General features: G+C 52.5%; 24 protein-coding genes and 1 riboswitch. Of the genes, 2 read left to right on the top strand and 22 right to left on the bottom strand.

Annotated elements, in window-relative coordinates; genetic code table 11:
- Positions 1 to 19: 19 nt before the first annotated feature.
- From der to prsW, 7 genes are all read right to left on the bottom strand, one after another.
- A complete protein-coding gene (gene der, locus AC6CHQ_RS10630) occupies positions 20 to 1,330 on the bottom strand; it encodes a ribosome biogenesis GTPase Der (protein WP_092050666.1) in 1,311 nt (436 codons plus the stop codon).
- A 283-nt stretch (positions 1,331 to 1,613) separates the two neighbouring features.
- Positions 1,614 to 2,768: a 30S ribosomal protein S1 gene (gene rpsA, locus AC6CHQ_RS10625; RefSeq protein ID WP_092050668.1), complete on the bottom strand. Its 1,155-nt coding sequence runs from the start codon at positions 2,766 to 2,768 to the stop codon at positions 1,614 to 1,616.
- 94 nt (positions 2,769 to 2,862) lie between these two features.
- Positions 2,863 to 3,456 (bottom strand): lysophospholipid acyltransferase family protein, encoded by a 594-nt coding sequence (locus AC6CHQ_RS10620; RefSeq protein ID WP_092048729.1) that lies wholly within the window; start codon positions 3,454 to 3,456, stop codon positions 2,863 to 2,865.
- Positions 3,456 to 4,130 carry a (d)CMP kinase gene (gene cmk, locus AC6CHQ_RS10615; RefSeq protein WP_092048731.1) on the bottom strand — a complete coding sequence of 225 codons (675 nt, stop codon included), beginning with the start codon at positions 4,128 to 4,130 and terminating at the stop codon, positions 3,456 to 3,458. The genes AC6CHQ_RS10620 and cmk overlap by 1 nt, the downstream gene beginning before the upstream one ends.
- 87 nt (positions 4,131 to 4,217) lie before the next feature.
- Positions 4,218 to 5,507: a PepSY1/2 domain-containing protein gene (locus tag AC6CHQ_RS10610; protein WP_092048733.1), complete on the bottom strand. Its 1,290-nt coding sequence runs from the start codon at positions 5,505 to 5,507 to the stop codon at positions 4,218 to 4,220.
- Between the two features lie 9 nt (positions 5,508 to 5,516).
- On the bottom strand, positions 5,517 to 6,266 hold the full coding sequence (sleB, locus tag AC6CHQ_RS10605) for a spore cortex-lytic enzyme (protein WP_092050670.1): 750 nt from the start codon (positions 6,264 to 6,266) through the stop codon (positions 5,517 to 5,519).
- A gap of 263 nt (positions 6,267 to 6,529) precedes the next feature.
- Positions 6,530 to 7,210 carry a glutamic-type intramembrane protease PrsW gene (prsW, locus tag AC6CHQ_RS10600; protein WP_092048736.1) on the bottom strand — a complete coding sequence of 227 codons (681 nt, stop codon included), beginning with the start codon at positions 7,208 to 7,210 and terminating at the stop codon, positions 6,530 to 6,532.
- 74 nt (positions 7,211 to 7,284) lie between these two features.
- Between prsW and AC6CHQ_RS10595 the strand changes: the two genes are divergently transcribed.
- Positions 7,285 to 8,259 (top strand): asparaginase, encoded by a 975-nt coding sequence (locus AC6CHQ_RS10595; RefSeq protein ID WP_498081527.1) that lies wholly within the window; start codon positions 7,285 to 7,287, stop codon positions 8,257 to 8,259.
- A 109-nt stretch (positions 8,260 to 8,368) separates the two neighbouring features.
- Here AC6CHQ_RS10595 and AC6CHQ_RS10590 read toward each other — a convergent pair whose 3' ends face one another.
- From AC6CHQ_RS10590 to AC6CHQ_RS10565, 6 genes are all read right to left on the bottom strand, one after another.
- Complete coding sequence (locus AC6CHQ_RS10590; RefSeq protein WP_251239779.1) at positions 8,369 to 9,337, bottom strand: YpdA family putative bacillithiol disulfide reductase; 969 nt, start codon at positions 9,335 to 9,337, stop codon at positions 8,369 to 8,371.
- Between the two features lie 2 nt (positions 9,338 to 9,339).
- Positions 9,340 to 10,128, bottom strand: coding sequence for a metallophosphoesterase (locus AC6CHQ_RS10585; protein ID WP_177168210.1), 789 nt, complete (start codon positions 10,126 to 10,128; stop codon positions 9,340 to 9,342).
- 197 nt (positions 10,129 to 10,325) lie between these two features.
- Positions 10,326 to 10,958 (bottom strand): CBS domain-containing protein, encoded by a 633-nt coding sequence (locus AC6CHQ_RS10580; protein WP_498081526.1) that lies wholly within the window; start codon positions 10,956 to 10,958, stop codon positions 10,326 to 10,328.
- A gap of 83 nt (positions 10,959 to 11,041) precedes the next feature.
- Positions 11,042 to 11,842, bottom strand: a complete 801-nt coding sequence (locus tag AC6CHQ_RS10575; RefSeq protein ID WP_498081525.1) for a LysM peptidoglycan-binding domain-containing protein — start codon at positions 11,840 to 11,842, stop codon at positions 11,042 to 11,044.
- A 65-nt stretch (positions 11,843 to 11,907) separates the two neighbouring features.
- A complete protein-coding gene (locus tag AC6CHQ_RS10570; RefSeq protein ID WP_424237112.1) occupies positions 11,908 to 13,365 on the bottom strand; it encodes a RecQ family ATP-dependent DNA helicase in 1,458 nt (485 codons plus the stop codon).
- The gene (locus AC6CHQ_RS10565) at positions 13,316 to 14,407 is read right to left on the bottom strand and encodes a YpbB family protein (RefSeq protein ID WP_251239776.1); all 1,092 of its coding nucleotides are present in this window, start codon (positions 14,405 to 14,407) and stop codon (positions 13,316 to 13,318) included. The genes AC6CHQ_RS10570 and AC6CHQ_RS10565 overlap by 50 nt, the downstream gene beginning before the upstream one ends.
- Positions 14,408 to 14,508: 101 nt before the next feature.
- On the opposite strand from AC6CHQ_RS10565, the gene AC6CHQ_RS10560 reads away from it, so the two are divergent.
- A complete protein-coding gene (locus tag AC6CHQ_RS10560; protein WP_251239775.1) occupies positions 14,509 to 14,760 on the top strand; it encodes a ferredoxin in 252 nt (83 codons plus the stop codon).
- Between the two features lie 532 nt (positions 14,761 to 15,292).
- On the opposite strand, the gene AC6CHQ_RS10555 is transcribed toward AC6CHQ_RS10560, so the two are convergent.
- The 9 genes from AC6CHQ_RS10555 to AC6CHQ_RS10515 all read right to left on the bottom strand — a co-directional run bounded on the left by AC6CHQ_RS10555 (position 15,293) and on the right by AC6CHQ_RS10515 (position 24,967).
- Positions 15,293 to 15,877, bottom strand: a complete 585-nt coding sequence (locus tag AC6CHQ_RS10555) for an ECF transporter S component (protein ID WP_092048755.1) — start codon at positions 15,875 to 15,877, stop codon at positions 15,293 to 15,295.
- Positions 15,878 to 16,041: 164 nt separating this feature from the next.
- Positions 16,042 to 16,173, bottom strand: a riboswitch (FMN riboswitch).
- A gap of 105 nt (positions 16,174 to 16,278) precedes the next feature.
- Positions 16,279 to 17,502: a hypothetical protein gene (locus AC6CHQ_RS10550; protein ID WP_092048758.1), complete on the bottom strand. Its 1,224-nt coding sequence runs from the start codon at positions 17,500 to 17,502 to the stop codon at positions 16,279 to 16,281.
- Between the two features lie 2 nt (positions 17,503 to 17,504).
- Positions 17,505 to 18,032, bottom strand: a complete 528-nt coding sequence (locus AC6CHQ_RS10545) for an RNA polymerase sigma factor SigX (protein WP_092048761.1) — start codon at positions 18,030 to 18,032, stop codon at positions 17,505 to 17,507.
- Between the two features lie 49 nt (positions 18,033 to 18,081).
- Positions 18,082 to 19,860 (bottom strand): ATP-binding protein, encoded by a 1,779-nt coding sequence (locus AC6CHQ_RS10540; protein ID WP_092048763.1) that lies wholly within the window; start codon positions 19,858 to 19,860, stop codon positions 18,082 to 18,084.
- The gene (locus tag AC6CHQ_RS10535; RefSeq protein WP_092048766.1) at positions 19,853 to 20,566 is read right to left on the bottom strand and encodes a response regulator transcription factor; all 714 of its coding nucleotides are present in this window, start codon (positions 20,564 to 20,566) and stop codon (positions 19,853 to 19,855) included. Before AC6CHQ_RS10535 ends, AC6CHQ_RS10540 begins: the two co-directional genes overlap by 8 nt.
- 153 nt (positions 20,567 to 20,719) lie before the next feature.
- Positions 20,720 to 21,904: a c-type cytochrome biogenesis protein CcsB gene (gene ccsB / locus AC6CHQ_RS10530; RefSeq protein WP_092048768.1), complete on the bottom strand. Its 1,185-nt coding sequence runs from the start codon at positions 21,902 to 21,904 to the stop codon at positions 20,720 to 20,722.
- Complete coding sequence (gene resB, locus AC6CHQ_RS10525; RefSeq protein WP_092048771.1) at positions 21,901 to 23,556, bottom strand: cytochrome c biogenesis protein ResB; 1,656 nt, start codon at positions 23,554 to 23,556, stop codon at positions 21,901 to 21,903. Before resB ends, ccsB begins: the two co-directional genes overlap by 4 nt.
- 15 nt (positions 23,557 to 23,571) lie before the next feature.
- Positions 23,572 to 24,123, bottom strand: a complete 552-nt coding sequence (gene resA, locus AC6CHQ_RS10520) for a thiol-disulfide oxidoreductase ResA (RefSeq protein ID WP_092048773.1) — start codon at positions 24,121 to 24,123, stop codon at positions 23,572 to 23,574.
- A gap of 112 nt (positions 24,124 to 24,235) precedes the next feature.
- The gene (locus tag AC6CHQ_RS10515) at positions 24,236 to 24,967 is read right to left on the bottom strand and encodes a pseudouridine synthase (protein ID WP_251239774.1); all 732 of its coding nucleotides are present in this window, start codon (positions 24,965 to 24,967) and stop codon (positions 24,236 to 24,238) included.
- Positions 24,968 to 24,993: the final 26 nt, after the last annotated feature.

Here is a 24,993-nt window from a genome sequence, read left to right as displayed (position 1 = left end):
GTTCAAATCCTTTCCGTCATCAGCTGCGTTTTCTTGTGATGAGGCGGATCGGCGTCCCCTCGAAACCGAATGCCTCTCGGAGCTTGTTCTGAAGGAACCGCTCATAGGAGAAATGCATGATCTCCGGATCATTGACAAATACGACGAATGTCGGAGGCTTCACCTGGACCTGTGTCATGTAATAGATCCGGAGCTTGCGTCCTTTATCGGACGGAGCAGGATTCCGCGTCACGGCATCTTCGATTACCTCGTTCAGGATACTGGACTGGATGCGCAGCGCATGGTTCTCACTAACCATGTCGACCGTCTCAAGGATGCCGAATACGCGCTGTTTCGTTTTCGCAGATACGAAGACGATCGGCGCATAATCAAGGAACTGGAAGTGGCTCCTGATTTCCTCAGTCATCCTGTTCATTGTCTTCTCGTCTTTCTCGACGGCATCCCATTTGTTCACGACGATGATGACACCGCGCCCTGCCTCATGCGCATAGCCGGCGATCCGCTTGTCCTGCTCACGGATGCCTTCTTCACCGTTGAGGACGACCAGGACGACATCGGAGCGCTCGATCGCACGGAGCGCTCGGAGGACGCTGTATTTTTCTGTTGTTTCGTAAACTTTGCCTTTCTTGCGCATGCCCGCTGTGTCGATGACCTTATACTTCTGGCCTTCATGGACAAAATCGGAGTCGATCGCATCACGCGTTGTGCCTGCGATATCGCTGACGATGACCCTTTCTTCGCCGAGGAATACGTTTGTCAGCGAGGATTTTCCGACGTTCGGCCGGCCGATCAGGGAAAATCGGATGACGTCATCCTCAATCTTTTCTTCCTCCGGATCAGGGAAACTCCGGACGACCTCATCCAGCAAATCCCCCAGGCCAAGACCATGGGAACCGGAAATCGGGAATGGCTCGCCGAAACCGAGCGAATAGAAATCATAGATCATGCTCTGCATGTCCGGGTTATCGATTTTGTTGACCCCGAGGACAACCGGCTTTTTGGTCCGGTACAGGATTTTCGCCACCTGCTCGTCCGCTGCTGTCACTCCCTCGCGTCCATTAACGAGGAAGATGATGACATCAGCTTCGTCCATCGCAATTTCCGCCTGTTGACGGATCTGTTCGAGGAACGGCTCGTCCCCGATGTCGATGCCCCCCGTGTCAATCATATTGAATTCGTGGTTCAGCCACTCTGCGGCGCTATAAATCCGGTCTCTCGTCACTCCAGGGACATCTTCGACGATCGAGACACGTTCTCCGACGATGCGGTTAAAGATCGTTGACTTGCCGACGTTCGGCCGCCCGACGATCGCTACAATCGGTTTGGTCATCAGTTCCACCCTTCCGGTTTCTTCTTGTGTCATTATACAATAAAACGTTTCAGTAAACAGATGATAACATCCGGTGTCACAGAACCTTGATATTACAGCTTTTTTGTACATTTGGCACGCGGGACTGTTTTTTATGTTACGGACGTCAGACGGGAAGAGGAGCAATGCTGATTGTGATGCTAAATAAAACAGGGTTCAGCTAAGGTTCCGTTTCATTGAAAAAGGCGGTGATGGCATAAAGTTCGCCATCACCGCCCGGATTATTCACTGGATTGACTTAAACTCAGTCCCGGAAACCTTTTAGCTGATCACCGATCACGTCACTGATCGAGAAGCCTTTGGATTCTTCCGGCATGTCGTATTCTTCAGGCTGTGCCTCATACCGTTCTTCGCGAGGAAGTGTTTCCTTGATGCTGAGGGAAAGACGCTTGTCCTGTTTGTTGACGTCGAGGACTTTCACCTGCACGGTCTGGCCTTCCTCAATAACTTCGTGAGGAGTTCCGATATGGTGGCGGGCCATCTGGGAAATATGGACGAGCCCTTCAACACCAGGGAGTACTTCTACGAAAGCACCGTAGGAAACGATGCGCTTCACGACGCCGTCCAACACGGAGCCCTTAGGTGCTTTTTCTTCAATGTCTTCCCATGGTCCGGGAAGGGTTTCCTTGATAGAAAGCGAAATGCGTTCGTTGTCCAGGTCCACGGACAGGACCTTGACATTCACTTTATCTCCTTCTGACAGGACATCGCTCACTTGCTCGACGTGACCATGTGCGACTTGGGAAATATGGACGAGCCCGTCTACACCGCCGATATCGACGAATGCACCGAATGATGCAATGCGCTGGACAGTCCCTTCGATGACATCGCCTTCCTGGATGTTGCTCAGGACTTCACCCTTCTGGGCATTCTTTTCTTCCTCGATGACAGCACGGTGGGAAAGGATGAGGCGATTTTTCTCCTTGTCCATTTCCACGATCTTGAACGTCATCTCACGGCCTTTGTAATCTTCGAAGGATTCCACATAATGGTCTTCCACAAGGGAAGCCGGTACGAAGCCGCGGACTCCTAGATCCACCACAAGACCGCCCTTGACGACATCTTTTACATCGGCAGTGATTGTTTCATTGTTGTCAAACTGTTCCTTCAGGCTATCCCAAGCAGCTTCGGCGTCGACTTTGCGCTTCGACAGAACAAAGTTCTCATTATCGTTTTCTACTTTGAGGATGATGAGTTCCAGGGTGTCGCCAACCTGGACTGCATCGGATGCCTTTTCTATGTGGAGGCTTGACAGTTCGCTGATCGGAATGACACCGTCAAACGGTGCTCCGGGGATCGTGACCGTCACCGATTTATCTTCGATCTTTTCGACTTTCCCCGTTACACGATCTCCTGTTTTGAAATCGCGGATCTCTTGCTCTTCCATATGTTGCTCCATGTTTTTCATCTCTTCACTCATGCCTAAGTCCTCCTCCATAAAGGTTCCTGACCCCATTTTATTAGAAAACGCCTGTAAAAACAAAATATTAAGCTTATTTGCCGGAATTTTCTTTTTCAATCAGCAGGCGTATTTCTTCCATGATCGCTTCTGTTACTTCTTCGGCCCCTGCTTTCCGATCCCTGAACGGAGTGATATCAAGCGGCTTGCCGTAACGGATCTTGACTTTCCGAAGCGGCCGGTACGGGCCGATGACCGCGCAGGGAACGACAACCGCATCGCCGCCCTTTAATGCGAAAAAGCCGGCTCCGGACAAGCCCTTGCCGAGGGTGCCGTCCTTGCTCCGGGTTCCTTCAGGAAACATGCCGACAACTTGTCCGTCTTTCAGCAGACCGACCGCCGTACGAATCGCGTTCCTGTCGCTGAGTCCCCGTTTGACCGGGAAGACATGAAGGTTCGGCAGCAGGTTTTTCAGGATGGGGGCTTCGAAAAGCTCCGCCTTGGCCATGAAGTTAATTGGACGCGGCGCTGTGATCCCGACTACCGGCGGATCCAGCTCGGAGATGTGGTTCGCACAGACGAGGACCCCACCTTCTCTCGGGAAGTGTTCGGTTCCTTTCACGTCCAGCCGGTACAGTGGCTTCAGTACGCCATAGACGACTGACTTGGCGAAATGGTAAAAGTCCATCAGTCCACCTTCTCCCTGACAAGTTCCAGGATGGCATCTGCAGCTTCATTGATCGACAGCGAGGTCGTATCAAGGAGCACGGCGTCTTCAGCCTGGACAAGCGGTGACACTTCGCGTTCGCTGTCCTTTTTGTCGCGTAGTGCGATTTCACCCGCCAGCTGTTCAAGGGAGGAGTCAAATCCACGTCTCAGGTTCTCCGCATGTCGGCGGCGCGCCCGTTCCTCTACGCTTGCCGTCATGAAGACCTTCAGCTCCGCATCAGGCAGCACGGCCGTTCCGATATCGCGGCCATCCATGACGACACCTCCCTCTTCCGCCATCCGGCGCTGGGCATCGACCATATAGGTACGGACCCCTGCATGTGCCGAGACGGCGGAAACGCCGTTCGTTACAGGATCTGTGCGGATTTCAGCTGAAACATCCCTGCCATCCAACCAGACTGTTTGTCCATCGGCACCGGCCTTAAGGACAATTTCGGTCCCCGGAAGGAGAGCTTCCACTTCGGCGGCCTTGTCCAAATCTATGCCCGCTCCAATCGCTTTATACGTCAGCGCCCGGTACATTGCGCCCGTATCGATATATGTATAGCCTAATTTTTCAGCTACTAACTTCGCAATTGTGCTTTTTCCCGCTGCGGCGGGTCCGTCGATTGCAATGCGGATTTCGTTCTTCATGTATTCCAACTCTCCTCAAGTCAATTCGACCCCATTGTACCATAACAAAAAATGAAAAGCCCCCGATGGCAGGGACTTTTCAACAGTTTAGCGCAGCAATTCGCTCTTGAGCACTTCCCCGGTCTCCGTATCGACCATGAGCCGGTAGGTGTCAGTTCTGCCTCCGGTCTTTTTCGTGACGACCAGGAGGTGGCAAAGCCTCTGGACAAGCTCTCGGTTGGCCGTGTATCCAAGCTCTTCAGACTGGACCTGGGTCCCGTCCGTGAAGAATTCCTCCGGATCAAACGGCTTGACCGGCTGAGCCTCGAGCACCTCTTTCTGAATGTATTCCATCGCATTGACGCCAAGCACTTCTCCGTTATCCTTTGCGAGCTTCACCTGGACCCCATCTGCGAATACCTTACCGCCGGTATCCGGATCGATCCGCACGAAGCTAAGGTGCCAGAAATGACTGTTTTCCCTGGATTCCTCATAAACGAGATCTTCATAACCCAGCTGGCGGAGAAAATCCTCGGCAAGCTTTCGGATCTCCGCTTCTGGCATCGTCCCCTTCCCTGACGGACGTTCCACAAGAAGGGAAAGGAGATGCCCGCCGCGCACGGTAAAGTCGGCATATCCGATCCTGGCACCGTCCTGGAAGCGGATATGATAGAACGGATATGGTGCATCCGGCTCACTCTCGCTTACATGTACAGTGGCGCCCTCGTATTCAGGGAATAGTTTCTTGAAACGGCTGAGTGCGTCATCACGGCTGATCGGCTGATCCTCCAGATGTTCCAGATCCTTTTTCTTTTGTTCGTCATGCTCACTGGCGGTCAGCGGGAAATCACTCTCAGAATAGGTTTTGACGGCCTGCCCGAGATCCGCCCACCTTTTATCGGGCTTTTCACTCTCCACTTGGGCAAACCAGTTTTCGGGACCCGTGCCGCCGGCGAACATCCCCTGCGTCGCAGATGACCATTCAGTGGAAAACTGGTCCAGATTGGCCGCAGCATTTCCAAGCGCCTTCCCCCACTTTTCTTGCGGAATCGCTCCTGTCGATGCCAGATCAGCATAATCACCGAGGCGTGTCAGGTAATTCATCCACTCTGAAGAAAACTCCCGGTCAAGCGGCAAGGATGAAATGTTATTCCTGATCTCGGAAGACAATCGCCAGATGTTGCCCAGCGGTTCCTCGGCTGCCGTATGGTCTTGGTATAGAAGAACCTTCCTGACTTCTTGTTCCAGTTCGTTCATCTGCTCGGTCGCTTCGGTCAGTTTGTCAGTATACTGGCCATTCAGAAGTAGGGTCAGCCTTTCATTTTTCGCCGAGGCGGACCAGGAGAAGATGGCCAGGGCTGCAGCAGTATAGGCAAGTATAAATATCAATTTTTTCATGGGAACCCCTCACATGCAGAAGATATGCTGCCCGATTTTTTTGATCTGAGGCCTGGACCAGATCCATTCGCTTGTTGCTGTTACCGGATTAAAGTAGTAGATGGCGTTTTCCGTAGGATCCCAACCGTTGATGGCATCGATGACGGCTTCCTTTGCCCGCTCATTAGGAGTGAGCCATATCTGGCCGTCAGCCACGGCGGTAAAGGCCAGCGGCTGGAAGATGACTCCGCTCACGGTATTTGGAAAGTCCGCATGCTCCAGCCGGTTCAGGATGACCGCAGCAACGGCGACCTGGCCTTCATACGGTTCTCCCCGCGCCTCGCCGTAAACCGCATTGGCCATCAGCTGTATATCCTGATCACTGTATCCTGGAGGTGTATTGGCAGCCTGTCCTCCACCTCCGGAGCCACCGCCTCCTCCGCCCTTGACTTGCGCGTCAAGCGGGGTGCCGCCGTAATGAGTGAATGCCTTGCCCGCAGCGATATTGTCCATGACAAAGTCTTTGTGATATTTTGATACAGATACCAATTTCTCTTTTGTTCCGGCACCGGCAACGCCATCAATGGGCAAACCGTATGCCTGCTGAAAATTGCGCAGCGCCCAGTAAGTTCCGTATCCGAACTTCCCGTCAATCTTCCCGTCGTAGAAGCCTGTCCATTGCAGGCGGGCCTGAAGCTCGATGACATCATCCCCGAAAGCCCCGCGACCGATGTCCTGCGCAGTGAATGCGTCCTTGCCGGCCGGGACGGACAGCGCCATGACCAGAACCAGCACCGCCAGGACGGGCCTGCGCTTTCGGCGCGCCGATTTCAATTGCACATGTATCCCTCCTGTGTGTTTTGCATCGCCCAGTCCGGAATTTTACGGAAGGGTCTTTTGCATAGCGTGTGCAAAAATAGGGGGATTATAAACAGGCAGCACATAAATCATGGAAGTTCAGTTTGCAACAGACGAATACATCCCTTTTCTGCCATCAAAATTCTGCCCTTTACAGACACAAAAAAACCCGGCGGTTGGCCGGGTTAGCGCATGGTGCGCTGTTTTTGGATGTATTGGTCAACACTCAGCGTATGGGCACGCTTGACGCGCTTCAGCGCGAACCACCAGAGAAAGAGCATAAACGGAATCAATAAGTACATTCTGAAATTCCCGGCCATGACGAGTGAGTTATATACAAAGTGAAGGCCAAATGCGGCGAAAAATGAGAGGAAAAGCATCGGCTTCGTTCCCGATTCTTCGACGAACTTGGCGCGCCCGAGGTAATAGCCCATCACGACACCGAACAGCGCATGGCTGGAGACGGGAAGAAGCGCCCGGATCAGTGCTTCGTCCATGCCGAATGTAAGCAGGAAAAGAATATTCTCGACTGTGGCGAACCCGAGCGACACAGATGCACCGAACAAAATTCCGTCATAGGGATCTTCAAAATCCACATGTGAATAGACGACAACAAGCAAGACAAGCCACTTGAAAAACTCTTCCAGTCCGCTGGTGAAAAGGACATCATTGATAAAAGCGGACCCAAAAACCCTTTCTTCATCGAATACATACTGGATGAAGAGGATTGGGAATGTCAGCATCATGCCATAAACATAGGTCTGCAGCAGGCTGCGCGAAGGGTCTTTATGGATTTGCTTTCGCAGATAAAAGTAACTGAACAGCGCGAGGCCCGGGGCGATCGCCACCGTCAGAAGCATAAACATGGGCGTCTACCCCTCCTTGCGAACTACTTCCATCATCCTATTTTAACATGACAAAATCTACCGGGAGGACCAAAATGACAAAAACCTTGTTGCTGCTCCATACGGGCGGAACGATTTCTATGACTACCGATGAACGGGGCGCCGTGATGCCCGGCTTGCACAACCCTCTTCTGGGCGAGATCAACAAACTCGGGCTGGCGGATGAAATCATCGAAATCGATGCGTTCAACCTACCTTCCCCTCACATCACCCCTGCGCACATGCTGGAGCTGAAAGAGCTGATCACCCGTACAATCCTTGAGCAGCCGGCGGACGGCGTGGTGATCACTCACGGTACGGATACGCTTGAAGAGACGGCATATTTTCTTGATCTGACGCTTGATCTGAAGATACCTGTCGTGTTGACCGGCGCCATGAGGAGCGCGGATGAAATCGGGTCGGACGGTGTCCATAACGTCCTGTCCGCCATCCGTGTCGCCTCCGATGACGGGTCACAGGGAAAAGGGGTCCTTGTCGTCCTGAATGATGAAATCCATACCGCACAAAATGTGACGAAGACCCACACTTCGAATGTTTCGACTTTCCAGAGTCCGCAGTACGGACCGATTGGGATCGTGACAAACGGACATATCCATTATCATCATGCTCCCCTGATGCGCACCCGTTTCAATGTTGATAAGCTGGGCGGTCGGGTGGCACTCCTGAAAGTGTATGCCGGAATGGATTCTGAATTCCTCTTTCATGCGGCAGATGCCGGCTATGAAGGAATCGTTCTTGAAGGGCTCGGGCAGGGCAATGTCCCACCTTCTCTCATGCCCGGCCTCCAACGGCTCCTCACTGACGAAATTCCTGTTGTACTCGTCTCCCGCTGCTTCAATGGCATTGCCCAACCGGTATACGGCTATGAAGGCGGTGGAAGAATGTTACATGAAGAGGGTGTCATTTTCGCTCATGGCCTCAGCGGACAAAAAGCGCGGATCCAATTGTTGCTTGCTCTTTCGTCCGGTATCACCCCGGAAGAGATAGCCGAATCATTTAAGGGTCATTGACTGAATCTGTCAGGTAGGATACAAAGCAGCTCGCGGTTAGTTTACATAACAATATTATAAAGTAACAATAATACCGGTCTGCTTGGGAGAACCCATGCAGACCGGTATTTCATTTTAAATATTCCACTGCTTTCCTGGCGATCAGGCCTCCGTGGAACCGGCCATTTTCGATAAAGATCTCATTTGCGTTGTTGCCTGCGGCAATAACGCCGGCAATGAAAAGACCGGGCACCGACGTTTCCATCGTTTCAGGATCGTATTGCGGGCGACCGGTCTCTTCGTCGATCCCGATGCCCATATCCCGCAAAAACGCATGGTCAGGATGGTAACCCGTCATGGCGAACACAAAGTCATTCGGCAAGGCGCTTACGTTGCCCTCACTGTCCTGAAGTTCCACACTGCCATCGGTAATGCGGACAGGAGCCGTACCAAAATGCATATCGACAGCGCCGCTCCGGACGAGTGCCTCCAGCTCGGGCAGCACCCAAGGCTTGACGCTCGGGGAATAGTCCATGCCTCGATAGGAGACCGTAACCCGGGCTCCGGCCTTGTTGAGTTCAATCGCTGCATCGACTGCGGAGTTTTTGCCGCCGATGACCAGAACATCCGTATCGAAAAACGGATGCGCTTCCTTGAAATAGTGGAATACCTTCGGAAGTTCTTCCCCGGGGATGCCAAGGTAGTTCGGATTGTCGTAATAACCTGTCGCAACAACCGCAACGGGGGTGCGATAATGTGCTTTATCGGTTTTAATGACAAACCCGCCTTCCACTTTTCCAACGCTTTCCACCAGTTCAAAACGGTTGACCCGCAACTGCTTTCTCCTGACGACTTCGCGGTAATAGACAAGGGCTTCGTTCCGCTTCGGTTTCAGTCGCTCCGTAATGAATGGGATGTCTCCGACTGAAAGCTTTTCGCTCGAACTGAAAAAGGTCTGGTGGGTCGGATAATTGTAGATGGCATTGACCACATTGCCCTTTTCTATGATGAGAGGCCGGATGCCTTGATCCTGCAGTGCGATTGCGGCGGCAATTCCGCATGGCCCTCCCCCGATGATAATTGCTTCTTCCTGATTCATGATTACAACTCTCCAGTACTTTCCTTCTTTTCTGCCCGGAGCCTGATGATATGGCATTCAGCAGGCGCACCAAGCCTGAGCGGCACAAGGGAGGTCCCGTAGCCGTTACTCACGAGCTCCACCTGTCCATTATCCGACCGAAAGCGGCCCTTTTCAAGCATCCCGAACCGCCCGAGCCGGATTTGTCCGCCGTGGGTATGTCCGGCCATCCGCACTTCCGGATTCTTGGAACCGAGCATTTCAAACACTTTTGGCGAGTGTGAGATGAAAACGACCGCATCTCCCTGCTGCACATCCCGGAATGCTTTATTGACATCTACATTATGGGACGAGGTATCATCGGTTCCGACAATCATCCAGCGGACAGAACCGGCCATCAGTTCTGCAGACTCGTTATCCAGCACCATTCCGCCCGCCTCGGAGACAGCGGCACGGATCAAAGCTTCTCCAACTTCACGGTCGTTGTTCCCCCAGACATAATAAATCGGTCCGAGAGCAGATAGCCGTTTGATATTGTTGCGGATCCGGGTTTCCGGCACGCCGCCTTCTGCCAGATCGCCGCCGATGATCACCGCGTCAAACGGACCTCCTGCCTGCCTGACAAGTTTTCTGGAAACCCGCCGGCGATGGATATCCGATATAAAGAATAGGGTAGGCCCCACATCATCATTATCAGCATGGATGATGGCCTCATGTTTCCTGAGCACAGCCCATTTGGCGCTGGCATACATCGGCACGAGCACAGCGCCCGCCATTGCTGCCAGAATAGCTGCCGCAGTCTTTAGTTCCATATACATCAACTCCCGGAGTTGTTTCCTGTTTCGCTGGCTGCCGGAGCCCTTATTTCATATTGCTAAAGTATGCAAAAAAACAGGCCGCAGTTGTTCTGCGCACTGCTTTTTCTGCCACAATGGCCCGATAAAAAAAGCAACCGGCAATGGCTCGGGTCGCTTCACCGCAGGCCACTGCCGGTTACTATGAAATTCGTTCAGTCTTCCTCATGGATGTGCAGTACCCGGAAACCGATTTTTTCAAGTTGCTTCATAAACTGTCCCAGATTGTCATTTTGTTCAACCTTAAGGACAATCCGCCTGACAAGCTTGTCTGTTTCATCAAAGGTGATCAGAGAAATGACCGTTTCATGGTATTTGTGCAGCAGTTCTCCGAGCCGGGCAATCTGGCCTTCCGTCTCGACAGAAGTGAATGTGATTCGGACCCCTTTCCGCCGCATGCCGAATGCACTTTTCACTTGATTTACAATGTCTGGGCGTGTGACAATTCCGAGAAACTTTTCCCCCTCGGTAACTGCGATGATCGGAAAATCACTGATCTCAACAAATGATTTTTCAAACACATCATCAATCGAAAGTGTAATGTCCTTGCGGATGGCGATATCGTTCAGAGTCGTCTCCGCAAGATAGGATTCCTTATCTTTTCCGGAATGGAAATAGGCTTCGTACGTCAGATATTGGTTGACAATGCCTTTGTATTCATCACCATCCAGCACCGGCAATGCATCGATATCCTCGCGCCGGAGCAGCTGAAGGACATTTTCGAGCGATTCGCCGATCTGAACGGTCACACATTTTTCTTTTGGAATCATAACGCTTCGTACAAACATTGTCCCACCTCATCCTCATGGAATCTGTTTCCTGGCTATTTTTATTCGTCAGATGGGCCGGTCATTCCTTTAATCCCGGCTATTTACGGGATGATAAGTGTTTGTCCGACCGAAATTTCGTTTGAAGAAAGGCCGTTCGCGCGCTTGATCTTTTCCACGCCATCACCGGAACCGTAAATATTCACGGAAATCCGGTAAAGAGTCTCACCCGGCTGTACGGTATGCGAACCGCGACTGGCCTGCTGTTTTTCCTTCTCTTGGCGTTCCTGCTCTTCACGCTTTTTCTGTTCGGCAATTCGGGCCTGCTCTTCTTTGCGCTTTTGCTCTTCAATACGCTGCTGTTCAGCAAGGCGTTTTTGTTCTTCCTGTTTTTTCTGCTCCTCGAGTCTCTTCTGTTCCTCGAGTTTTTTCTGTTCTTCCAGTTTCTTTTGTTCCTCGAGCTTTTTCTGTTCCTCGATTTTTTGTTGGTCTTCCTGCTGTTTCTGTTCTTCGAGCTTCTGCTTTTCTTCCTGATCTGCGATAGCGGAAGTCTCTTCAGGCGGCTCGGCTCCATCACCCGCGATGGACGTCTCGATCTCGAGATTTTGCTCGAGCTCAGCCGCGCTGCCGCCTTCAATAGGGTCATAGAATTTATAAACATAGATAAATAGCGAAATGGGAATCAACATGAATAAAATAAGGAGCGTATTGATCAGTGTGCTGCCTTTTGGCCTTTTTTTCTTGCCCGTCGCTTTACCGGCCTTTTGTTTTTTCTTGGCTGACGGTTCCTTGCGGCCGTGCAGTTCTGCTCTTGTCACCGGCTTGTCCAAGTCATCCGCATCATCAGTTACCGCGATTTCTTTGCGGTGCTGCTCGAACTTCTGCCTGAAATCGTCATTCGTCATGGCCGTCACCCTCCAATAAAAGGTACGTACACATATTATGCCGAATGCTGTCGGAAAAGTAAACGTTATTCTCCCACTCCCAGTAAACCGTCGATCCGCTCTTTCCAGCCCAGCAGGCCCGAAGCGTTGTCGACAGTTGTCCTTGCGGATAGAAATTGATCGGCCACAAATCCGCAATCTGAACAGCAGTGGACTGGCCGGGTGGCCGGGGCATAACCGAACAGTGCGAGAATACGGGAACGGATACACCCTCCCCCTTCCGCAAAGCGGACCATCGAGAATATCTCTTTCCGTTTTCCTGCAGCCAGCTCCTCCATCTGGATTGCCGCTTTATCGGTTCCGAGCCTGCCCAGCCAATAAGAGACGACACGCAAAGCGGTATCCGACAATCCGGCACGGTCTCCGGCTTCCTTGAGTTCCATGCCTTCCGATATGCATTTGCCGATAAAACGGACTGTCTCCGGTTCAGGAAGGTCATCCAAGGCAATAAAAGCCGCTTTATCTGCATCGGTCTCCGTGTATAGGAGCGTTGCCAGTGACTGGCCTCCGTCTCTTCCGGCCCTGCCGATCTCCTGAATATACTGGGCCGCCGAAGGGGGCAGCTGATCATGAATGATCCACCGGATATCAGGCTTATTGATGCCCATGCCGAATGCATTCGTTGCGCAAATCCATTCAAGTTCTCCGGTCAGGAACTGTTGCTGGACTAGGATACGGTCTTCGCCCTCCATGCCCGCATGGAATGCTGCAACCCGGATATTCCGGAGCCTCAGCAGTTCAGCGAGCTCTTCGGCCCGTTTTCTGGACTGCACATAAATAATGCCGGGCCCTTTCCATCCGGTAAGGGCATTCAGGATCCATTTTGTCTTTTCCTCACGGCTTTCCTGACGGACAAGTTCCATCGCGATATTCGGCCGGTCAGGCGGGTGGATGAATAACTTTGGCTGCTTCATCAGGAGATAGTCCGCGATATCCTGAATAGCCTTTTCGGAAGCAGTAGCCGTGAGGGCAAGCACAGGCGGCCGTTCACCGAGAGACCCGAGCCATTCCCTCATCCTGAGATAGTCCGGACGGAAGTCGAAGCCCCACTGAGAGATGCAATGCGCCTCATCGGCAACGATATAAGCCAGTTCCAGTTGTTTGATCCGGTCGGAAATATGGGGCTGTACCAGCATTTCCGGCGAGGTGAAGAGATAGCGGTATTTGCCCAGGTTGGCTAAAACTGCAGATCTTTCCTTGGGCGCCAGAAAGGAATTCAATGCCGCGACCCGCTTTTCACCGTTCATCTTCAGCTGGGCAACCTGGTCCTCCATGAGGGAAAGGAGTGGAGACACAATCAGCACCGTTCCGCCCATTGCATGGACAGGCAGCTGGTAGCAAAGTGACTTCCCCGCTCCGGTCGGCAACACTGCGATGGTGTCGTGCCCGTTGATCACCGAACGGACCACCTCTTCCTGCCCTTCGCGGAATGCATCAAATCCGGTTACCCGTTTGAGCAGGGCGGTCAGGTCTTGCTGAATCATCTCGTTCACTTTCATTCCCCTCCTTTCCGAGCCGCGCCAGGATCAGCCTAAGCTGGAAGTAGCTTAACTCCGGAAATGCCTTTTTCAGAACGCTCAGCTTGCGGGTGGAAAGGCGGTCCGCTTCCTGTCTGACCGCCTTGACCTCTTCGTCTGCTGCAAAATGATGCAATGGAAAATCAGAATCGTTAATCGCAATTTCGACGAAATGGTCCTCAATCGTACTCATTCTGAGATTTCTGCGCGTTGCGATTTCAGGCATTGTCATCCCCGCCCGGTACAACTCAGCCGTCTTTTCGGCAGAACCGGTGAGCGGGCTGCTAGTCCTGACGCCTTTGGCGAGTTCGGACAGCAATGGCGACGGATGGGCGAAGATCGTATCCAGCCATATATGTAGGGATTCCACACACTCGACTTTCAGGTCCATCTCAGTCATGCCCGTAACCTCGGACAGCTGGCGCCACGTCATGCCCGACATGCCCTTGCCGGTGAGGCGCGCCACCAGCCTGGCAAGCCTGGCCTCTTCCATTCCGGTGGTCTCCAGCGATGAGCGGATTTCAAAAGCGATGTCTTTAGGCTTGATCCCTTTCAGGACGGATGTAAAGAGTCTTCTGACGTCGCGCTGGACGGCCGGATCGGCGGACACCGGCATGAACGTCTTATCGCCCGCAGACAGATGTGAAACAGTCTGAACCGTGAGCGCGAGCCTTGCGAAAAATACTTTTTCCATCCCTCTGTAGGCCCAGCCGTTCAGCCGGGTCGGGGACATTTCTGAAGCCCGGCCCCTGCCTGATGGGGTCAGGAAAACCGAGCGATCCTCTTTTTCCTCGATGAATCCCGAGTCAAGAAGACTGCGGTAGGCCCGGTCAAAATCCATTGCATGCAAAGAAGGCAGCATCCCGAAAAACGGATGCAGCCCGTAATATTCCGTATCCTGCAGCGTCTGGCCGGAACGCTTGCCCTTCATCAGATGGAAGGCGGCATGCTTGTAACGCTCGCCGTCAAGCCGGCTGATGATGTTCAATAAAATGTCATCAAAGCTCATGGCACGCCTCCGCTGGATAAAGTGTTATGATTAGTTTAAAGCAAAAACTGTCCCGTGAATCGTGGGACAAAAGATTCAACTGATAAAAGGAGAGACCCAATATGCCGAAATACACGATCGTCGATCAGGATACGTGCATCGCATGCGGGGCCTGTGGCGCAGCCGCCCCTGATATATATGACTATGATGATATGGGCCTGTCATTTGTTATCCTAGATGATAACACGGGCACAACCGAAGTGCCAGAGCTGCTCATCGAGGACATGGAAGACGCCCTCGACGGCTGTCCGACAGATTCCATCAAGATTGCGGATGCCCCGTTTGACGGCGATCCGCTTAAGTACGAAGACTGACCCGAATATCCCGGCAGACTGCAGACAAAGTGAGTATCCCTCCTTTGTCTGCAGTTTTCATTTTCGTATGCAAACTATTTCTTGGTTTCATTTGCAAACATGGAGTGGTCTTCTTTTCATGCGCAAACTTCTTGGATTCGTACGCAAACTTGAGGGGCACAACTCTTTTCGTACGCGAACTTCTTGGATTCGTACGCAAACTTGAGGGGCACAACTCTTTTCGTACGCGAACTTCTTGGTTTCGTACGCAAACTTGAGGGCACTCTTCTTTTCGTGCGCGAACTTCCCGGTTTCGTACGCAAACTTGAGGGGCACTCTTCTTTTCGTGCGCGAACTTCCCGGTTTCGTACGCAAACTTGAGGGCTCGCCTCTTTTCGTACGCGAACTTCCCGGTTTCGTACGCAAACTTGAGGGCACGCCTCTTCTCGCTTGGGTTCAGGGAGATCACCCGGTCAAAATGAAAAAGGACCGATCCGGTGTTATCCGGATCAGTCCTTGATTAGGTAAAGTTGATGCTGGCCGCTCAGGAGGATTACCCCAGGTAAACGGCGCGCTGTTTTTCGATCCACCGATGCATGCTGCGGAACAGCAGCAGGATGATGGCTGCGAGGATAATCCCCTTCAGCAGGTTGAATGGCAGGATTCCGAGTACGATCATCTGGTAAAGCTCCTCACCCGACATAACAGGGAAGTTCATGAACTTCACATACAGCGGGAGGAAGAGCACGTAGTTCAGCAGGCTCATGCCGACCGCCATCGAAATCGTGCCTAGAATCAGGCCGGTGGTCATGCCTTTTGCATTCGAGAGGCGATGGTACACCCACCAGACCGGCAGGATGAACAGGACGCCTGTCGCGAAGTTGGCCATATGGCCGACGGGTACACCTGTCGGGCTTCCCGAGAAAAGCCAGTCGAGGACGTTCTTAAGCAGTTCAACGAGGATACCGGCAACCGGTCCCATTGTGATTGCCGCGATAATGGCCGGCACTTCACTGAAGTCGACCTGCAGGAATGCAGGGAACGGCGGCAGCGGGAAGTTGAACAGCATGAGCACAAACGAAATGCTGCTCAGCATGGCGATCGCGATCATGGACCGCAGGCGCAAATTTTTCTTCATGACACTTTCTCTCCTTCTGTTGATCCTCTTCAACGAAGGAAGGACGACGGCTCCTAAACACCTGCCCCAAATCAAAACCCCTGAACGGTAATCCGTCCAGGGGAGAAAGGCAAGCTTAATAGGCGTTACCTATCCGTATAAAATACAGACAGAAACGGCCGTGCCTTCACCTTCTCCCATCCAGACTTTACTGTCGGCTTTGGAATCGCACCAAATCCTGCCTTGCGGCTCGCGGGCTTAGGGGCATATGCCCCATCACCGCCGGTCGGGAATTTCACCCAGCCCCGAAGATGAATCATATATGGTTATTTTTTATTACAAACCTATCATACGAAAAAGCAAATGATTTGTAAACTGTTCTGTCCTAAATTAAGCAAATAATAATGGAAAACGTGCTCGTTTCAGTTGTCTATATTCAAATTTATTCCGTTTGGACCAGCAGGAAGCGGAAGCGTTTCTTCAAGGCGGTATCCGCCAGGAGGATTAATGGCATTCTCAAAGCGGATACGGAGATCATATTCTGCCGCGGTCAATGCCATGCCGTCGATCATCTTTGCGGCATCCTGTTCTTCCATCCCGTTGAAATCAAACGGTTCTTTGAAGCTTACTGTCAGAACATCGGCATCAACGGGCAGGTCTACTGTAAAATCGGCATTTTCCGGAACGACCGGCTTATACAGATCATTTGTCCGGTCCTTCATCAGGCTGATCGCCTCGGCTGCATCAGCAGCGTCAAGGTGCCGGTCCGGTGCAAGGACAGTGGAGCCGTCACTTTTCTCATAGGCGAAGTACACTGCCCCCTCCTTATCCGGAGGAATTTCCGGCAGCGGGCCGACCTGGCCGAATTCTGCAGGAGTTCCGTCCTCCATCAGGAACACCGACTTTTCAGTTCTGAACGTAGCCTGCACCGACTCTGTGAATGCCCCGATTGCAGCGCTTGCGATGTCGTAGGAATGTGTGTCGGTCAGGTTCAGTGTCACTTCCCCATCCACGCCACTGATCGTTCCGTCATACGGATGGTAGTCATCAAAACCAAGGCCCTCTTCATCAATCTGTGGTGCATACCGGTTATAGAGGTCGACCTGTCCGGGTATATCACCGCCGAAATCCGACTTTATCGTCTCTTCTGAGATCAGGAATGTCACGGGTATCACATTCGCCGCTTCGACAAGGCCGATACGGAATGGAACGAGACCTTCCAATTTATCAGGATAAACCGCTCCGATGACAGGTCCGGACATGGACAAGTTCGCACTGTAAAGATCAGCCGTTTCTTCCGGTCCCTTATCCGACAACGCACTGTTTTCTTCCACTGCACCGGATTCCGGCCGGCTATCCGATTCAGCAGTCATCTGTGCCGCATCCTCTGAATGCTCGGTTGCCGCGTCCTGGATGCTCATATCCCGGCCTTCATCCATCATCGAAGGGATAAGTATGCCGGCAGCCAGGAGCGCCGCAGCGGCCACTCCGGCCGGAAACCACTTTCGGATTGGTGATGGCCGTTTCAGACGGGGATCGTTTTTCAGACGCGCCAGAATCTCTTCACGGCTCCTGTTGTCTACTGGTTTCGTTACGGAAGTCATCCAGCGGCCGACTTCATCTTCACTTTTTTTGTCTTTGCTCATCGTCAGCCACCTCCCAGTCCGCCCGATTTCTCCAGCAATTCCCTAGCTTTTCTGACGGCCCTGTGTTGGGTCGTCTTGACTTTCGCCTCTGTCCAGCCGAGCACATCAGCCGTTTCGGCGATCGACAGCTCTTGCAAATATCTCATGATAAGTACAGCCCTCTGATCGTCTGTACATGCATCAAGCACTCCGAACAGGCGGCTCATCTCGTCTGAATGCAAGGCGGCCTCCTCAGGGGTGGGCCCTTTGTCCGCAGGCTGGGCAATCTCCCAGTCGTACGAATCATCTGTCCTTTTTTTCCTGACGTTTGCTTTTCTGAAATGATCGAACGCTACATTTTTAGCAATTGAGAAAAGCCAGGTCCTCTCACTGCTTCTGCCCTGAAAACTTCCATATGACTTCAGAACGCGCACATAAACTTCGTGCAGCAGATCTTCGGAGAGCGCCCGATCTTTTGTCAGGTAGATGAGGAACCGGTAGACATCCTGGTGGTATTCCTCGTAGATCCGATGAAATACGGATTCATCCATCGGCTGCCCTCCGTTCACTGTTATTGGTCGAACTCAGGCCAAAAAAGTTTCATTGTCCGTCATATGGGATGCTGAATGTCATCGTCGTTCCCTTGCCGAGACTGCTCTCAGCCCGGATCCATCCGCCATGTGACTCAACAATGTTTTTCGCGATGGCGAGCCCGAGTCCCGTGCCGCCTTTTCCTCTTGTTCTTGCTTTGTCGGCCTTATAGAACCGCTCGAACACATACGTCAGGTCTTCCTCTGCGATGCCGGATCCGGTATCGGCGACCGCCACTTCAAGCAGTCCGTCCGAAACGGAAGATCTGACTTCAACACTGCCGCCGGAAGGAGTATGGCGGATGGCGTTATCGATCAGATTGGTCATCACCTGTTCGATCCGGTCTTCATCCAGTTCGACGATTGCACTGCCGGCTCCTTCTGCAGAAACAGCCAGGGTGATTTCTGCATCTTTCGCCTTCTGTATAAATTTGGATGCAATTCTTTCCACCATCGGCCTGACGGCTACCGGTTCCTTGTAGAGCCTCATATAGCCGGACTCCAGACGGGTCAGATCGAGCGTGTCATTGACGAGACGGCCCATCCGTGTCGCCTCGTCCCGTATGATTTTCATCATTTCTTCACGTTCTTCATCCGTATCGACAATCCCGTCACTGAGTGCTTCGGAGTAACCAATCAGCATCGATATCGGCGTTCTCAGCTCGTGGGAGATGTTCGCGAGGAAATCAGTCCGCACTTTATCCAGTCGGTGCTGCTCCGTCATGTCCCGGAACACTGCTACCGCACCACGGATGTTGTTTCCGCTGTACAGCGGGCTGATCGTGATGTCGAAATACTGGCCGTCCAGAGCCAATTCATCCTCGACTTCTTCCGAGTACATGGCGGCGTGGTCAAGCATGCCCGTGATTTCGTCAGGGAGATCTCCCTCCTGGTCTTTTCTCGCATCCCGCCATTTCTTCAAAAGACGGTCCGCAGGCGGGTTTGTCAGCAGGATTGAACGGTCCCGGTTAAAAGAGATGACGGCATCCGTCATCGAAGTGAGGATGTTCTGGAGCTGCTCTTTTTCCTGTCCGATCACTTCCAGATTGTGCTTTACCTGGCGGCCCATCTTATTGAAGGCCACGGCCAGATCCCCGATTTCATCATGTTGCGGCGTAGGCACTTCTGTATCATATCGGCCCTCTGCAAGGCTGTTCGCTGCTTCCTTCAGTTTCCGAAGCGGGGAGGTGATCCTCGAGGACAGGAAGAAGGCGAAGAATGTCGTCAGGACAAATGCGATAAATGCAGACAAAAGGACAATATAGGTTGTCTGCCGGACCGTATCATGCACGGCCTGCATGCTCTGGTAGACGAACACCGCACCATTCAGTTCTTCTGCCTCATGGAGAGGGGCTGCCAGGACTGAATATGACTCCATCCGGTCCGCCTCCGACGGCGAAGGAAGATTCATCTCCTTGATCACCGGCTCATCTACATTGAACACTTTTGTAAGATCCTTGTCCCCAAGGAGGATTTCACGGATTTCCTCGCCGTTTCCTTCTTCATGGAAGGCGCTGACCACTTCTCCCGAAGGCGAGGTGATCAACGCACTCGTATCTTCGCCGAGAAGATCATCTATGACGAAAAGTGAGTTGGAGGGGTCTTCATGCTGATCGACGATCTTTGAAATCGTGAGCGCCTGTTGGCGAAGAGCGCTTTCCGCCTGGTTTCCGTAAAAATTCCCAAGAAACTCAAGGAGCAGCACACTCACAATGAACAGAACAAATGAAACGAGAAGCAATATGGTTGCCCATAGCTTCCCGACGATGCTGTTCCATATCCTATTCATTGCCGGCCTCGAACTTGTAGCCGACGCCCCATACGGTCACGATCATCTTCGCTGCACGCGGAGAGACTTTTGTCAGTTTCTCGCGCAGCCGCTTCACATGCGTATCCACCGTCCTGAGATCACCGAAGAACTCATAGTGCCATACTTCCTTCAGCAGTTGCTCACGGTCGAACACCTTGTCAGGTGTTTTGGCGAGGAAGTAAAGCAGCTCATATTCCTTCGGGGTGAGATTCACTTCTTTGCCCTCTGCCGTGACGCGGTGTGCATCGTTGTCAATCATCAGGTGAGGGAAGACGACCAAATCTTTCGGAGCCTGAGGGTCAACCGAAGCATAATTTGCGGATCGGCGGAGAACCGCCTTAACGCGGAGAACGACTTCCCTCGGGCTGAACGGCTTGACGATATAGTCATCAGCGCCTGCTTCAAAGCCCTGTACCCGGTTTGCTTCTTCACCTTTGGCAGTCAGCATGATGACCGGTGTCATCTTTTCTTCGCGAAGCGCGGTACACACTTCCACGCCATCTTTTCCGGGCATCATGATATCAAGAAGGATGCAATCATAATCGCGGCCCAGCGCCATCTCCAGTGCCTCGTCACCGTCAGTCGCTTCCTCGACTTCGTAGCCCTCTCGCTCCAGATACATTTTAAGCAATCGCCGGATGCGTTCTTCATCATCGACGACGAGGATGGAAACCTGTTCAGTCACAAACCATTTCCCCTTTCAACTGCACTGCTCTTCTCTTACTATTGTACCGTCCGGAGCAGAAAATTGAAAACGAATCGCTGTGACCGGACAGTCCCTGTAGAGAATAATACGCAAAAAAGATCCTCCGGCATAAACCGGAGGATCTGTTCTTTATCAGGCATAGGAGTGGAGGCCGGCGATGACGAGGTTGACGGCCACCAGGTTGAACATGATGATGGCAAAGCCGATAACCGCCAGCCAGGCCGATTTGCGGCCTTCCCAGCCCCTCGAGAGGCGGAGATGGAGATAAGCGGCATAAAACAGCCAGGTGATGAGCGCCCAGACTTCCTTCGGGTCCCAACCCCAGAAGCGCGACCAGGCTTCATGTGCCCAGATCATTGCGAAGATGAGTGCACCGAGCGTGAAGACCGGGAAGCCGATCAGGACGGAGCGATATCCGATTTCATCCATCAGCTGGGAATTGGCCTTGACCGCAAGCGGCTTTACAAGCTCGGCGATGCGGCGGCGGGAAATCAGTCGGATCAAGAAGTACAGGATGATTCCTGTGATGACCGACCAAGTAAATGTCGTGAGCGTTTTTGCATTAATGATTGCAGGCATTTCCGCAAGCGGCTGCATCGTGCCCTCTGTCTTCGCGCTGTATTCGTTCATTCCGAACAGCGCCGGCATATGGTAGACCACTTCGGCCTGCGCGCCGTTTTTGTCGACATAGTCAAATGCCGCTTCATAGCCCGCTGCCCGGAAACCGACTGTGACCACGATAAAACCGAGGACGAGCACAAGAGTGAACATAATGAATTCCAGCCAAGTCCGTTCCTTCGATTTCTTAGTCAGGTCGATATTCTTAAGCAGATAGATCAGGCCGACGACCGCAGAGATCGCAAGAATCGCCTCGCCGAGTGCCGCGGTGATAACGTGAATTGTCAGCCAGTGGCTCTGCAGAGCCGGGATCAGCGGCTGGATATCCCGCGGGAACATCGCCGCATATCCGAGGATGACGATAGCGATCGGAAGCGCAAACAGTCCGACGAGAGGCGACTTATAAAGGAAGTAGAACAGGATGGCCGCTCCTACAAGCAGCATCCCGAATGCCGTTGTGAATTCAAACATGTTGCTGACCGGCGCATGTCCTGATGCGATCCACCGGGTGATAAAGTAACTCAGGTGCGCCAGGAATCCGATGATGGTCACCGTGATGCCAAGTTTGCCCCAACGCTTGTTCGAGGCTGATGCCTCATTTTTTGATCCTTTCACCGCACCGCCGAACAAAATCGTCCCGGCAAGATATGCAACAAACGCGGTGAAGAGGAGATTTCCGCTAAGATCTACTAAGTTCATGTATTGGAAACTCCTTCCGATTTATCCGAGTGCCCTTCCTTGTCACGCTGGTCGGTATAAGCAGGCAATCCCGCATGTTCCGTCACCGCATCCAGTTCGCGCTGCAAGGCCACCCAGTTCTTGCTTGTATGGCCGGCAACCTGGATCCGGCCGTCATCCGACTTCCTGATCCAGAAACGGCGGTGGTTAAAGTAGGAGCCTTGCACGACACCGATCATAAAGATCAGACCGCCAAGCGCGATGACCGGAATTGTCTTGTCTTTCCTGACTGTTAAACCGGATACGTCGCGGGTATCGGCCGATTGGAAGGCGAGCTTGTAGGTGTTTTCACCGAGAGGTTCAAGTGTCTGGCGAATGGCCACAAAGCTTGTCTCTCCCTCCGGTGTTTCAGGCGTGGTCATCTTGAAGAGAAAAGCCGGATTGTTCGGGACAGGCGTCGCTGTCTGCGGCTCTCCGTCTTCAAAACCGCTGAAGTCCGGGTAATAATCCAGCAGCTCAACCTTCGCTCCGTTCCCCAGGTCGTATTCCTTTTGCGGATCGGCGAGATTGACTGTCAGTTCCCCGAGGGATTCCCCGGATTCTTTTTGTTCCAGCGCAAATGTCATCGCGCTTAGCTCATCCAGCTTAAAATCCATCTGGAAGATATGGAACCCTTCATGTTTCAGCGGCTTGTTGACGACGATTGAATACTCTTTGACAAGTTCGGCATTCGTGGAGCCGGGCAGAGCCCCCTCAGGCGTCTCATATAGCGCGACGTCTGTCTGGTAATTGGATGCCACAGATCCTACCCGGTCGATTGCCTCGCTAAAGACTTCATTCGTATTTTCCTGTGTATACATGTCGAATGAGAAGCCCTTGTTCTCGAGGTACAGTCCCGGCGCACCCTTGACCGCCGAGATTTCACCTTCCCTGATCCACATGGATTCATCCACGTAGAATCCGGGAAGCGCCCGGAGCATGACACCGAACAGGAAAAGGATCAGGCCAAGGTGGTTTACGTAGGGCCCCCACCTGGCCCAGCGCCCTTTTTCAGCAAGCAGTGCGCCGTTTTTCTCACGGATCTTGTACCTTTTTTCCTTCAGCTTTTCAGCTGCCTTCTGCATGACCGCATCAGGATCCTGAACGTTCCCCTCACCGTAAAGGCGCTGGCGCTTCAGGAAACTCGGGTGCCTGTCGACACGCTGATTTTTCAGAGATTTGTATAGCGGGATCCCGCGGTCCAGGCTGACGACGACAAGCGAAATGCCCAGCATGCCGACAAGTGTCATGAACCACCAGGAGCCGTACAGATCACTTAGTCCGAGCGCGTTGTAGATCTTGCCGAACAGACCGTAGTTGTCCTCGTAGTACTGTGCTGCCTGCGCCTCACTGGTCGCCGGCACATAAAACACCTGCGGCAGGATCGTCCCGATCGCTGATGCGACCAGAATGGCGATAATGATGCTGACGCCGATCTTGACACTGGAGAAAAAGTTCCATATCTTGTCCACAATCGAGCGTTTATGTGTTTTCGAACGGATCGCTGCTCCGTCGTAGCGCATATCAGCAAGACGCTTTGATTTCTCTTCTTTTGAAAGCGGCCGACCGCAGTTCTGGCATATATCTGTGCCTTCGGGGTTTTGATGGCCGCATTCGCATTTAATGAAACTCATGGTTGTCAGGACTCCTTAGCTGGGCATGATGCTTTCCATGTAGGTCTTGATCTCTTCTTCGCTCATCTCCTGCTGGATGATCTTCTTCACCTTGCCGTCCGGTCCGATAAGGAGTGTGGTGGGCAGCGGGCGGATGTTATAGGCATCCCGGACACTTTTCGTTTTATCGATCACAATCGGAAAACTGAGTCCGTAGGTGTTGGCGAAAGACTGTACTTTAAGATCCGATTCGGCGATATTGACTGCCAGAATGTTGACGCCCTCGTCCTTGAACTCATTGTAGTACTTTTCCATATGCGGCATTTCTTTTTTGCAGGGACCGCACCATGTACCCCAGAAGTTCAGGAAAACTCCTTCACCGCGGTAGTCGGACAATTGGTGAGTATTGCCTTCAAGGTCGACGAGCATGAAGTCCGGGGCTTCGTCACCGACTTCCACAATGTCTTCGTTTGCGGTTACATTGACCACGATGGTATAGATGATCGCAATCGCCAGTACGCCCAGAATGGCGGTCCGGATGATCTGCTGTCTTTTCTTCTTTTTTTCCCGGTCTTGCTGCGATGACATCCGAAGTCACCTCTCTTTCGGTATTTCCAGGATGGGACAGTTCATTCTCCATTATAACAAAGGCGTAACACGCCAAAATCGTGACATATGAAGGGTTTGTGAACGTTCCGGCTTACCGGAGCTTTCCTGTTTCAGCAAGAACGCGCAGTTGCTTCACTTCGTGTGCCGTGAGCTCCCGCCGGTCACCGGCATTTAATCCATGCAGGTCCAAAAAGCCGAATGATTCCCGCTTCAGCTTTTGTACCGGGCAACCGATCGCTTCAAACATGCGCTTCACCTGCCGGTTCTTCCCTTCGTGAATTGTCAGCTGGACGATCCCTTTGCCTGTCTTTTTGTCCATGCTGAGCAACTTGGCCTTTGCAGGAGCGGTCTTTCCGTCTTCCAGGACGATGCCCCGCTCAAGTTGCTTCAGCTGCTCTTTCGTCGGGATTCCTTTGGTGCGTGCCACATATGTTTTTTCGATTTCGAATTTCGGGTGGGTCATCTGGTAGGCGAATTCCCCATCGTTCGTAAGAAGGAGGATCCCTGTAGTGTCATAGTCGAGCCTGCCGACCGGATAAAGCCGCTCCTCGACCTCCGGGAATAGGTCGACGACCGTTTTCCGGCCTTTGTCGTCGGATGCCGCAGATAGGACACTGCGCGGCTTATAAAGCAAATAGTACACTTTTTCCTCCCGCTCGAGACGTACACCGTTCACTTCTATCTTGTCAGAAGCGCTGACCTTGGTTCCGAGTTCCGTGACGGTCTTGCCGTTCACTGTCACCCTTCCGTCAGCGATCAGCTGTTCTGCCTTTCGCCGTGACGCAATACCCGCCGCCGCGATTACTTTCTGAAGTCTTTCCATCTGGTCACCCCATCACATTTACTGCA

Source organism: Bhargavaea sp. GQ12, from assembly GCF_059758705.1.
The sequence above is the reverse complement of the archived record's forward strand: the minus strand, read 5'-3'. Positions and strand labels throughout refer to the sequence as shown.

Coding starts and splice junctions, on each gene's coding strand:
- der (WP_092050666.1), bottom strand. CDS start 1,330: ATGACCAAACCGATTGTAGCGATCGTCGGGCGGCCGAACGTCGGCAAG.
- rpsA (WP_092050668.1), bottom strand. CDS start 2,768: ATGGAGCAACATATGGAAGAGCAAGAGATCCGCGATTTCAAAACAGGA.
- AC6CHQ_RS10620 (WP_092048729.1), bottom strand. CDS start 3,456: ATGGACTTTTACCATTTCGCCAAGTCAGTCGTCTATGGCGTACTGAAG.
- cmk (WP_092048731.1), bottom strand. CDS start 4,130: ATGAAGAACGAAATCCGCATTGCAATCGACGGACCCGCCGCAGCGGGA.
- AC6CHQ_RS10610 (WP_092048733.1), bottom strand. CDS start 5,507: ATGAAAAAATTGATATTTATACTTGCCTATACTGCTGCAGCCCTGGCC.
- sleB (WP_092050670.1), bottom strand. CDS start 6,266: ATGGCGCTGTCCGTCCCGGCCGGCAAGGACGCATTCACTGCGCAGGAC.
- prsW (WP_092048736.1), bottom strand. CDS start 7,210: ATGTTTATGCTTCTGACGGTGGCGATCGCCCCGGGCCTCGCGCTGTTC.
- AC6CHQ_RS10595 (WP_498081527.1), top strand. CDS start 7,285: ATGACAAAAACCTTGTTGCTGCTCCATACGGGCGGAACGATTTCTATG.
- AC6CHQ_RS10590 (WP_251239779.1), bottom strand. CDS start 9,337: ATGAATCAGGAAGAAGCAATTATCATCGGGGGAGGGCCATGCGGAATT.
- AC6CHQ_RS10585 (WP_177168210.1), bottom strand. CDS start 10,128: ATGGAACTAAAGACTGCGGCAGCTATTCTGGCAGCAATGGCGGGCGCT.
- AC6CHQ_RS10580 (WP_498081526.1), bottom strand. CDS start 10,958: ATGTTTGTACGAAGCGTTATGATTCCAAAAGAAAAATGTGTGACCGTT.
- AC6CHQ_RS10575 (WP_498081525.1), bottom strand. CDS start 11,842: ATGACGAATGACGATTTCAGGCAGAAGTTCGAGCAGCACCGCAAAGAA.
- AC6CHQ_RS10570 (WP_424237112.1), bottom strand. CDS start 13,365: ATGATTCAGCAAGACCTGACCGCCCTGCTCAAACGGGTAACCGGATTT.
- AC6CHQ_RS10565 (WP_251239776.1), bottom strand. CDS start 14,407: ATGAGCTTTGATGACATTTTATTGAACATCATCAGCCGGCTTGACGGC.
- AC6CHQ_RS10560 (WP_251239775.1), top strand. CDS start 14,509: ATGCCGAAATACACGATCGTCGATCAGGATACGTGCATCGCATGCGGG.
- AC6CHQ_RS10555 (WP_092048755.1), bottom strand. CDS start 15,877: ATGAAGAAAAATTTGCGCCTGCGGTCCATGATCGCGATCGCCATGCTG.
- AC6CHQ_RS10550 (WP_092048758.1), bottom strand. CDS start 17,502: ATGAGCAAAGACAAAAAAAGTGAAGATGAAGTCGGCCGCTGGATGACT.
- AC6CHQ_RS10545 (WP_092048761.1), bottom strand. CDS start 18,032: ATGGATGAATCCGTATTTCATCGGATCTACGAGGAATACCACCAGGAT.
- AC6CHQ_RS10540 (WP_092048763.1), bottom strand. CDS start 19,860: ATGAATAGGATATGGAACAGCATCGTCGGGAAGCTATGGGCAACCATA.
- ccsB (WP_092048768.1), bottom strand. CDS start 21,904: ATGAACTTAGTAGATCTTAGCGGAAATCTCCTCTTCACCGCGTTTGTT.
- resB (WP_092048771.1), bottom strand. CDS start 23,556: ATGAGTTTCATTAAATGCGAATGCGGCCATCAAAACCCCGAAGGCACA.
- resA (WP_092048773.1), bottom strand. CDS start 24,123: ATGTCATCGCAGCAAGACCGGGAAAAAAAGAAGAAAAGACAGCAGATC.
- AC6CHQ_RS10515 (WP_251239774.1), bottom strand. CDS start 24,967: ATGGAAAGACTTCAGAAAGTAATCGCGGCGGCGGGTATTGCGTCACGG.